At 42.2% G+C, this 10,559-nt stretch carries 10 protein-coding genes; 7 read left to right on the forward strand and 3 right to left on the reverse strand.

Annotation, left to right across the window (positions count from 1 at the left end; all coding sequences use genetic code 11):
* The 4 genes from AC1DPZ_RS15850 to AC1DPZ_RS15865 form a co-directional block, all read left to right on the forward strand.
* Positions 1 to 803: ABC transporter permease (locus tag AC1DPZ_RS15850; protein WP_477405073.1), on the forward strand; the 803-nt coding region annotated here is incomplete at its 5' end.
* A 97-nt stretch (positions 804 to 900) separates the two neighbouring features.
* Positions 901 to 3,261: an ABC transporter permease gene (locus AC1DPZ_RS15855; RefSeq protein ID WP_477405075.1), complete on the forward strand. Its 2,361-nt coding sequence runs from the start codon at positions 901 to 903 to the stop codon at positions 3,259 to 3,261.
* 105 nt (positions 3,262 to 3,366) lie between these two features.
* Positions 3,367 to 5,754, forward strand: coding sequence for an ABC transporter permease (locus AC1DPZ_RS15860; protein ID WP_477405077.1), 2,388 nt, complete (start codon positions 3,367 to 3,369; stop codon positions 5,752 to 5,754).
* A 17-nt stretch (positions 5,755 to 5,771) separates the two neighbouring features.
* Positions 5,772 to 7,301: an alpha/beta hydrolase-fold protein gene (locus AC1DPZ_RS15865; RefSeq protein ID WP_477405079.1), complete on the forward strand. Its 1,530-nt coding sequence runs from the start codon at positions 5,772 to 5,774 to the stop codon at positions 7,299 to 7,301.
* 93 nt (positions 7,302 to 7,394) lie between these two features.
* Here the strand turns inward: AC1DPZ_RS15865 and AC1DPZ_RS15870 are convergent, their stop codons facing one another.
* Positions 7,395 to 7,805 (reverse strand): BrxA/BrxB family bacilliredoxin, encoded by a 411-nt coding sequence (locus AC1DPZ_RS15870; RefSeq protein ID WP_477405081.1) that lies wholly within the window; start codon positions 7,803 to 7,805, stop codon positions 7,395 to 7,397.
* Between the two features lie 198 nt (positions 7,806 to 8,003).
* On the opposite strand from AC1DPZ_RS15870, the gene AC1DPZ_RS15875 reads away from it, so the two are divergent.
* On the forward strand, positions 8,004 to 8,876 hold the full coding sequence (locus tag AC1DPZ_RS15875) for a peptidoglycan DD-metalloendopeptidase family protein (protein ID WP_477405083.1): 873 nt from the start codon (positions 8,004 to 8,006) through the stop codon (positions 8,874 to 8,876).
* Between the two features lie 137 nt (positions 8,877 to 9,013).
* Positions 9,014 to 9,379: a bactofilin family protein gene (locus AC1DPZ_RS15880; protein WP_477405085.1), complete on the forward strand. Its 366-nt coding sequence runs from the start codon at positions 9,014 to 9,016 to the stop codon at positions 9,377 to 9,379.
* Positions 9,380 to 9,384: 5 nt separating this feature from the next.
* On the opposite strand, the gene AC1DPZ_RS15885 is transcribed toward AC1DPZ_RS15880, so the two are convergent.
* The gene (locus AC1DPZ_RS15885) at positions 9,385 to 9,663 is read right to left on the reverse strand and encodes a PIN domain-containing protein (RefSeq protein WP_477405091.1); all 279 of its coding nucleotides are present in this window, start codon (positions 9,661 to 9,663) and stop codon (positions 9,385 to 9,387) included.
* An 82-nt stretch (positions 9,664 to 9,745) separates the two neighbouring features.
* On the reverse strand, positions 9,746 to 9,988 hold the full coding sequence (locus AC1DPZ_RS15890) for a hypothetical protein (protein WP_477405087.1): 243 nt from the start codon (positions 9,986 to 9,988) through the stop codon (positions 9,746 to 9,748).
* Positions 9,989 to 10,206: 218 nt separating this feature from the next.
* On the opposite strand from AC1DPZ_RS15890, the gene AC1DPZ_RS15895 reads away from it, so the two are divergent.
* A partial coding sequence (locus tag AC1DPZ_RS15895) for an adenosylhomocysteinase (protein WP_477405089.1) occupies positions 10,207 to 10,559 on the forward strand: 353 nt, incomplete at its 3' end.

The following is a 10,559-nucleotide window of genomic DNA, read 5'->3' on the forward strand; positions in this document are numbered from 1 at the left end:
CATCTGTAGGGTATGATTTTGTAAAAACCATGAAACTGAAAGTATTGGAGGGCCGTGATTTTTCAAAAGATTATGCTACAGATTCTGTTGGTTTTATAATGAACGAAGCGGCCTTAAAAAGGATAGGGTATAAAAAACCTATAGGACAACCACTTACTTTTTGGGGTAAACATGGTAAAATTATTGCCGTGATACAGGATTTTCACTTTAACTCTATACACGAACAAATAAAACCGATGATTCTGCGTGCTGGTGAAAATGAAAATTATGGCAACATATTGATAAGAACGCAGCCAGGCAAAACAAAAGAAGCCCTGGCCAGTATAGAAAAGCTATGCAGACAGYTTAACCCGGCATTTCCGTTCACCTATTATTTTAGCGACGAAGAATACCAGAAACTGTACCAGAACGAGCAGATCGTTGACAGACTATCAAACGCATTTGCCTTCCTGGCTATATTTATATCATGCCTTGGCTTGCTGGGTTTAGCCATGTTCACGGCCGAGCAGCGTATTAAAGAAATTGGCATTCGTAAAGTATTGGGTGCAAGTGTGCAATCGCTGTTTGCTTTGCTGTCCTCAGAGTTTTTATTACTGGTGATTATAGCCTTGTTTATTGCGCTGCCAATAGCCTGGTACGCGGCGGGCCAATGGCTACAGGGTTTTGCTTACCGAACCCCAATACAATGGTGGATGTTTGCCTTATCTGGGGCGTTAATAATTATGATAGCCTTTGCAACGGTAAGTTTTCAAGCCATAAAAGCAGCACTTATTAACCCGATAAAAAGTTTAAGAAGCGAATAAGAAGCTGAAAGCCGAAGGCTTAAAGCTAAAAGCGATAAACAAGATTATAAAAGTTTTAGGCTTTGTGCCTTTAGCTTCAAGCTTAAAAAATATAGCAATGATCAAAAATTATTTAAAAATCGCATGGCGCAACATTGTTAAAAATAAGGTTCATACCTTTATTAATGTAGCGGGGCTATCTGTTGGTATGGCGGTGGCCATGCTTATAGGGCTGTGGATATGGGATGAACTATCCTTTGATAAGTATCACCAAAATTACTATCATGTGGCCCAGGTAATGACCACCCAAACAGCCAACGGTGAAACGATAACTTTCGGGTCGACCGTGGTGCCGCTTAGTGCAGAACTGCGAACCAAATACAGCAGTGATTTTAAATTAACGGCCCTTACCTGGGAGAGTACACATATACTGGCTGTTGGCGATAAAAAGATCTCCCAAAACGGCATGTGGGCCGAGCCTGGTCTGCCTTCTATACTTTCATTAAAAATGATAAAAGGTAGTTACGCCAACTTTAAGGATCCTTCATCTTTTGTACTGTCGCAATCTGTAGCTATCGCCCTTTTTGGCAACGCCGACCCCATAAATAAGGTAGTACGGATTGATAACAAAACCGATATGAAGGTAGCCGGAGTTTACCAGGATCTGCCTTATAATACCACCTTTTATCCAACTAAATTTATGTTACCCTGGAGCAGCCCCGCAAACTGGTGGAACACGCAAAGCGGTGCATGGGATAACCATGGCTGCCATTTATTCGCACTGATGAACATGAATGCCGATTTTGATAAAGTATCGGCCAAAATCAGGAACATTACCAAGCCGCATTTTAAGACAAATGACGAGGTGATGCAAATACACCCCATGGCCAAATGGCACCTGTACAGCGATTTTAAAAACGGCAAATCAGTTGGCGGCCGCATTGAGTTGGTATGGCTGTTCGGCATCATTGGTATGTTTGTATTGCTGCTGGCCTGTATCAATTTTATGAACCTAAGCACCGCCCGCAGCGAAAAACGTGCAAAAGAAGTGGGTATTCGTAAAGCGATAGGTTCCGTGCGCTCACAACTGGTAAAACAGTTTTTGAGTGAATCGCTGATGTTTGCATTTTTGGCTTTGGTGGTTACGCTTGTAATGGTTTTAGTGACCTTGCCGTATTTTAACAACCTTGCTGATAAGCAAATTGCCATGCCGTTTACTAATGCCTGGTTCTGGGCAGCGGCTTTGAGCTTTACATTTTTTACCGGCATCATAGCAGGTAGTTATCCGGCATTTTACCTTTCGGCCTTTGAGCCTATCAAAGTATTAAAAGGGACTTTTCGTGTTGGGCGCTTTGCTTCGCTGCCGCGTAGGGTTTTGGTGGTGGTGCAGTTCACAGTGTCTATTGTGCTCATTATTGGCACCATTATCGTTTTCAGGCAAATTCAGTTTGCGCGCAGCAGGCCTATTGGCTATACCCGCGAGGGCCTAATTACGATTGATATGAACACCCCCGAAATTTATGGCCATTATGAAGCCATGCGGAACGACCTGATTCAAACCGGTGCAGTGGCCGATATGACAGAATCAAACAGTTCAACAACGCARGTATGGGCAAACAATAATGGCTTCGACTGGGCTGGAAAAGCCCCTGGTTTCGATCCGCTATTCGGTACTATCGCCGTAACTTATGATTATGGTAAAACCGTTGGCTGGAAGGTAATTGAAGGTCGCGATTTTTCGAGAAGCTTCCCTACAGATACCGGCGCGTTTATATTAAATGAATCGGCAGTAAAACTAAGCGGACTTAAAAACCCTATTGGTAAAATCATGCATTGGGCAGGTAAAAGCCACGTTATAACCGGTGTGGTAAAAGATATGGTAATGGAATCGCCATATAAATCCACCATCGCTACCGTTTTTCATATGGACCCGGGTTGGGTTAACCTTATTACCCTGCGCGTAAATCCTAAAGTTCCTATGCGCGAAGCCCTGAGCAAAATTGAGCCCGTATTTAAAAGATACAATCCCGGCAGCCCCTTCCAGTTTAAGTTTAATGATGATGAATATGCCCGCAAATTTAGCGACGAGCAGCGTATTGGTAACCTGGCAACGGTGTTTGCAGTGCTGGCTATCTTTATCAGTTGCCTGGGCTTGTTTGGGCTGGCATCGTTTGTGGCCGAACAACGCATAAAGGAGATAGGGGTGCGTAAGGTGCTTGGCGCATCGGTGGCAAACCTATGGCGTTTATTATCAACCGAGTTTGTGGTGCTGGTAGTTATATCATTACTTATTGCAATCCCTGTGGCTTATTATTTTATGAACGGCTGGCTTCATCAATACCAGTACCGGTCGCCAATAACCTGGTGGATATTTGCACTATCGGGTACAGGGGCAATTGCCATTACATTAATTACGGTAAGCTTTCAGGCTATTAAAGCAGCGCTGATGAACCCGGTGAAAAGCCTGCGCTCGGAATAGAGTCAGGGATTAAGAGTCAAGAATCAAGACAGAAGTTAAGTGGGGTTATTGCAGGATCAGCAAACTGACAGAACCAACGAACAAGTGAACTAATGAACCAACATCGTGATAAAAAACTATTTAAAAATCGCCTGGCGAAACCTTACGCGTAACAGGGTGCATACTTTTATTAATATAACCGGGCTATCGGTGGGTATGGCTGTGGCTACGCTTATTGGTTTGTGGATCTGGGACGAGCTGTCATACGACAAGTATTTTAAAAACTATGACCGGCTGGTACAGGTTATGCAGCATCAAACCTTTAATGGTAATGTAGGCACACAATCTGATATACCTATGCCATTGGGTTATAAACTGCGGGATGACTATCAGAATGATTTTAAGTATGTGGTACTATCTACCTGGACATACGCACACATTCTCTCATTCGGTAATAAAAAATTAACCCAACAGGGAAACTATATGCAGGCCGAAGCACCCGACCTGTTCAGCTTAAAAATGATCAAAGGCACACGATCTGGTCTAAAAGACCCATCGTCTATCATTCTCTCTGCATCACTGGCTAAGGCACTTTTTGGTGACACTAATCCCATGTTTAAAGCCTTAAAGATCGACAATAAATGGAACGTTAAGGTTACCGGCGTTTATGAAGATTTGCCGCATAATAACAGCTTAGCTGAAGTGGCATTTATTGCACCGTGGGATTTGTACATGACTACTCATGTAAAAACAAACATTACACAATGGGGTAATAATTCATGGCAGCTATTTGCACAGCTAAGCCCCAATGCAGATATAAACAAGGTATCGGCCAGGATAAAAGATTTGAAACTGAATGCTTTTGCCGCTGAGGGCAATAAGTTGGGTTTATCTTTTAAGCCAACTGTGTTTTTGCACCCGATAAGCAAATGGCATTTATATTCGGAGTTTAAAAATGGTATTAATACCGGCGGGGCTATACAATTTGTATGGATGTTTGGTATTATTGGCATATTTGTATTGCTGCTGGCTTGTATCAATTTCATGAACCTAAGCACGGCCCGGTCAGAAAAACGGGCCAAGGAAGTAGGTATACGCAAAACGGTAGGATCGTTGCGAGGCCAGCTTATTGGTCAGTTTTTGGTRGAGTCGGTGCTGATCTCGGCCTTTGCCTTCTTGTTTTCCGTCCTTATTGTACAACTCATTTTGCCCTGGTTTAACCAGGTGGCCAATAAAACCATGCAGGTATTATGGGCCAACCCTGTGTTTTGGATACTGGGAATTGGTTTTAGCCTCATAACAGGGCTAATAGCGGGTAGTTACCCTGCTTTTTACCTGTCGTCATTTAAGCCGGTGAAAGTTTTAAAAGGAACATTTAAGGCCGGGCGAATGGCTGCATTACCCCGTAAAGTACTGGTGGTTTTACAATTTACGGTTTCCGTTACTTTAATCATAGGTACTATTATTGTTTTCAGACAGGTGCAATTCACCAAGAACAGACCAATAGGTTATGATCGCACCGGCCTTATACAGATAGAAATGAAAACGGATGCTATTCATCAGCACTTTACGGCAGTAAGGAATGACCTGCTACAGTCGGGAACAATAGTTGAAATGGCCGAGTCTGATAGTCCATTAACAGGAGTATATTCCAATAATAGTGGTCTTACCTGGAGGGATAAGGATCCTAATTTGCAGGATGATTTCGGCACTGTTCCAGTAAGCCCTGAATTTGGAAAAACGGCTGGGTGGAAACTTACCGATGGGCGCGATTTTTCAAGGGATATTTTAACAGATTCATCTGGAATGGTACTGAACGAAGCGGCTGTAAAATTCATGAACTTTAAACACCCGGTTGGCGAAACCATTAAATGGTACAAGACTTTTAAAGTTATAGGCGTAGTGAAGGATATGGTTATGTCATCACCCTATGACCCCGTAAAACCGACTATATTTTATCTGGTTTCGTATGCTCCCGGGATAGTTGATATCAGGCTGAACACCAGCAAAAGTGCCAGCGAAGCATTACATAAAATTGAAGCTGTATTTAAACAGTATGACCCGGCCAGCCCTTTCGATTATAAATTTACCGATGAAGAGTATGCCCAGAAATTTGCCAACGAAGAGCGCGTAGGTAAACTTGCCGGCTTCTTTACCCTGCTGGCCATCTTTATCAGCTGTATGGGTTTATTCGGCATGGCATCATTTATGGCCGAGCAGCGCACCAAGGAAATTGGGGTACGCAAGGTGCTGGGCGCATCGGTATTTGGTTTGTGGCGCTTGATGTCGTTAGATTTTGTGGTGCTGGTTTCTATATCATTACTGATAGCTATACCTACTGCCTACTATTTTATGCAAGGCTGGATAAAAGATTACAAGTACCACGCCGAGCTTTCCTGGTGGATTTTTGGGGCAACCGCCATCGGCTCTATCACGATCACCCTGCTCACGGTAAGCTACCAAAGTATAAAAGCCGCGTTGATGAACCCCGTAAAGAGTTTAAGGAGCGAATAATGAATGTTACAATAAAAATGAAAAATACACTTCGCCTTTTTTTGATGCTGCTAACAATGACTGGCGGGCTGGTTAACATGGCCAAAGCACAGGATACCGTTCTTAGAATACCCGAAATGGGAAGGCTCGACTCTTTAAATTCGGGTATATTAAATCAAAAAAGGCTTATACAGGTATTTATTCCGCCAAATTATAAATCCGGAAGTGCCGATAAATACGATGTATTATATGTACTTGATGGCGGCAACTGGAATACAGGCTTAATAAAACAGGTTCAGCACTTTTTAGAGGGAGAAGGCTATATGCCCCCAACAATAATTGTGAGTGTTTTGGGTATCGACCGGAACAAAGACCTTACACCAACTCATTTAGAAGGTTGGAAAACATCGGGTGGGGCGGATAAATTCCTTGGGTTTATTAAAAATGAGTTGATCCCCTATGTTGATAAAACATACCCCTCCAACGGCGATAATACACTTTGGGGACATTCATTAGGTGGCTTGTTTGTGATGTACGCGATGTTAAATGAACCAAAAGCGTTTAAGTCGTATATCGCGGTCGACCCCAGCCTTTGGTGGGATAAGTGCTATCTGCCCAAAATAGCGGCCGATAAACTGCCTGCTTTAGCCGGTTCAAATACCACACTTTTTATAAGCGGCCGGGAGGGAAAGGATGGTAAATCGATGAGGATTGATACCATGGATGCCGTCCTTAAAAAAGCTGCCCCTACAGGCTTAGCCTGGAAAATTCTTAGCTATCCCGATGAAACACATAGTTCGGTAAGGCTAAAAAGCATTTATGACGGGTTAAAATTTACCTATGCCGGCTCCGCCGGTTCTATTGAATTTCACCCGATGAATGGTATTGTTTTGAAAGACAAACCTATTAAAATATGGTATTTTAACGATACTACAAAAGTGCGTTATACGCTTGATGGAACAGCTCCCACAACCTTATCTGCAAAAGCACAGCCCGAGATAACGTTAACCGGCGCTGCCACGGTTACTTATAAACGTTTCACCAGGCGCAGTCGCTATGATAAAACCTCGGCCGGTAATTTTACAATTGGAAAAACGCTGCATCCTGTTTCAAAACAAAAAAATGTAAAACCGGGTGGGTTTAACTATGCCTATTATGAGGGAGAATGGGAAAAATGGCCGGATCTTAAAAGTTTAAATCCCGTAAAGACAGGAATAACAAACAACGATTTTGATGCAGAAAAGCTGCCGCGAAAAAATAATTTCGCCCTGGTTATTGATGGACTGCTGGAAACAAAGGAAGAGGGGTATTATATATTTATTTTAGATGCCGACAAAGATTCGAAATTATATCTTGACAATAAGCTATTGATACAATGGGACGGTAATTACAACCGCCGGACGTACACGTATATAATACCATTGACAAAAGGATTTTACCCTTTACGGTTAGAATACCTGCATAAAAATGAAGACTTTAAATTAAAGCTGAGTTACCTTACGCCAGGCACCATGAATACTAAAGAGCCAATCCCTATCCCTTTAACAGCGCAATATAGCCACAATTAGGAGTTCATCATTACCAAAAACAAAAGATCCGGTATTGTTTACACCGGATCTTCTGTTTTAATCTTTAGGCTTTTGCTTTCCGCCTTTGGCTTATTAGCAGTATTGCTCAAAAGCACCGATCAGGTTATCGGCTATCATTTGTGCAGGGCGGCCTTCTATCTKGTGACGCTCGATAATGTGAACCAGTTTACCATCTTTAAACAAAGCCATCGCGGGCGATGACGGAGGATAAGGCAACATGTAGTTGCGTGCAGCATCAACCGCTTCTTTTTCCATACCTGCAAAAACGGTAACTAATTTATCAGGATGTTTTTGGTTAGCAGCAGCTATCCTTGCAGCCGGGCGTGCGTTGGCAGCAGCGCAACCGCAAACAGAATTCACCATTACAAATACAGTTCCTTCGCTTTCAATTGCGTTTTTTACTGCGTCGGCATCTTTCAGCTCCTCAAAACCCACCTTTGTTAAATCTTCCCGCATTGGGGCAACTAAATATTCTGGATACATAATATATTTCTTTTTTTAGATTTTATCGATTACAAAAATAACAAATGATTAACAGTTTACGTTTATAAAACGCAATAATAACAATTTGCTGACGATGTACTTTTTAGATAACCATCAGGCCATAAGTCGTTTGTTCAAAATCGCTATTGATTTATACATAGTAATAGTTATATTGCAAACCCTAATTAATTGATTTTGATGAAACAAAAGACATCTGATATCAGTACGGTTGTTATTATTAATAAAAACCAGCAACCTACACGTTCTTTACAAATTAAAACCAAACACCTCAACAGGCTCCGCCATTATGCAATCAGCATACTATCGGTAATAGTGGTAATGGTGGGAGTTATAATTTATTTAAGATCGCAAAACTCGCAGCAGGAAATTGAAAAACAAAAACTGCTGGCACAAATAGCAAAGCTTAAGATAGCCGCCCCTGCACAAATGGTCGCGCCGGCCGATGTTAAAGAAGGCAGCGCGCAATCATACATCCAGGCTATTGAAGGCAAGCTAAAAACCATCAATGATTATTTACGCCGTCGTGGTTTAAAAGGCTTCTCCACCAAAGGCCTTGGCGGCGATGGCAATGCCGAAGGCAAAACATTACCCGATACAGAAGTTTACTCTCTTTACAACGATTACCTGAATCACCTGATGGGTACCATCGCTTTTACCCCAATGGGTTATCCCCGTGTCAGCTCATTTACATCATTTTTCGGTTACCGCAGCGATCCATTTGATACCGGCAGTGCCGAGTTTCACCCGGGGATTGATTTTAAAGGTAAACGTGGCGATGAAGTGAAATGTACGGCAAGCGGCAAAGTGGTTTTTGCAGACTGGGCCGGTGGTTACGGTAAATGCATCCGTATACAACATATCAATAATATCCAAACTGTTTACGGGCACCTATCCAAAATAAAGGTAAAAGTAGGACAGGAAGTGAACGTAGGCGACGAGATAGGCCTTGTAGGCTCAACAGGGCACTCAACCGGCGCGCATTTACATTACGAAGTACGCGTGAACGGCAAACCTGTAAACCCGGTTAAATATTTAACTTTAAACAAATAGGTGAGTGGTGAGGAGTGAGTTGTCAGTGGTGAATGGTGAGTAAGGGATTTACTTATCAATTAAATAAACTTACCATTCACCACTGACGACTGACCACTCACCATTCACTACTCACCATTTCATCCCCACACAAAAACATGGCTATTTTCGGAAAAAAAGACAAAGTGGCGCTTGACCTTCAGGCTATATCAACCCTAATAAGCGAGGGAAGCGTTTTAGAAGGCAGCCTTAAAGCTCCCTCATTTGCCCGTATTGACGGATTGGTAAATGGAGATGTAACAGTTGATGAAGGTTTAATACTTGGCGAAAAGGGCCAGGTAAAGGGTAACATAGTTACCAAAGAAATTGTGGTTTATGGTATCGTTAACGGCGACATCCAAACCAGCTCCCTGGAAATAAAAGCAAGCGGCGAAATTACCGGCAGCATAAAAACTCAAACCCTGTTGGTTGAAACCGGCGGTGTTTACAATGGGCAGCTAACTATGCAGCAGGAGCTGAAGTAGAAGAATTATACGAGCTGTATACCCGGAATAAATTGGAAATGCTTCTTATTGTATGTATAAAGCGGTAAGTGATAATATAATGCTGTTGCTGCAATAAGTGTATCTGCAATGCCAGGTCTGTGGCTCAATGTCAATTTTTTAAAAAGGTCAGTAAAGATTTCCGAGATATCCGTATTAATTGGAATCGTTGTGTATTTATTTAACTGTTTTTCAATTCTTTTAAAATCGGCCTTATCTTTTGCTCCCACCATAAATTCGGCAACGGTAATACTGCTGATACAAATACATTAGTATTTAGGAGTTCTATCTCTTCCTTTACTTTAATGTTACCACGATAAAGTTCAATGAGGATATTTGTATCGAATATTACCATTTAGAGGCCCAGGCTTTGGCTCTTATTTCGTCAATAGATGGAAAGTCGGGTGCAGCACCAAAACTTTCAAACAACTCGCTTACATTGACCTTTCTCCCTTCTGGCGGAGTTGGATGATTGGGCAAAGTTGAGCTGCCTATCTCTACAACAATCACTTCAACCTTTTTGCCAAAAAACTTTTTAGGCATTTCAATGCTGTGATTCTTTTCGTCGGGAACTAAAACCTGTTTGTACATTGCCTTATCTATCTATTCAAAGATACAAATTCAACTATCATATTTCAAAGAGAACTATTGTCAACTCAAAAGCAAAAAACCTTTGCGCCTTAGCCCCTTTGCACAATACCTTTACAAGGCATTCTTGCATGAGAAAATCCTCTACCCCCAAATCCTACTTTTCTTCCATTTCATTTTCACAAACTTATAAGTTAAATTTGCATCAAAATTGAAATGATATGTCATCAGTAGAAACTGCTTTCGTTAAATACAAAGTAAAAGACCTTTCGTTAGCCGAATGGGGCCGCAAGGAAATTGAACTGGCCGAGGCTGAAATGCCGGGCTTAATGGCCTTACGCCAGGAGTACGGACCAACCCAGCCTTTAAAAGGCGCACGTATTGCAGGCTGCCTGCACATGACCATCCAAACAGCTGTGTTAATTGAAACATTGATTGAGCTTGGTGCCGAAGTTACCTGGTCGTCATGTAATATATTCTCTACCCAGGATCATGCCGCTGCCGCTATTGCTGCTGCCGGTACTTCTGTTTACGCCTGGAAAGGTATGAACGCCGAAGAATTTGACTGGTGTAT

Source organism: Mucilaginibacter sp. P4_G9 (genome assembly GCF_056400985.1).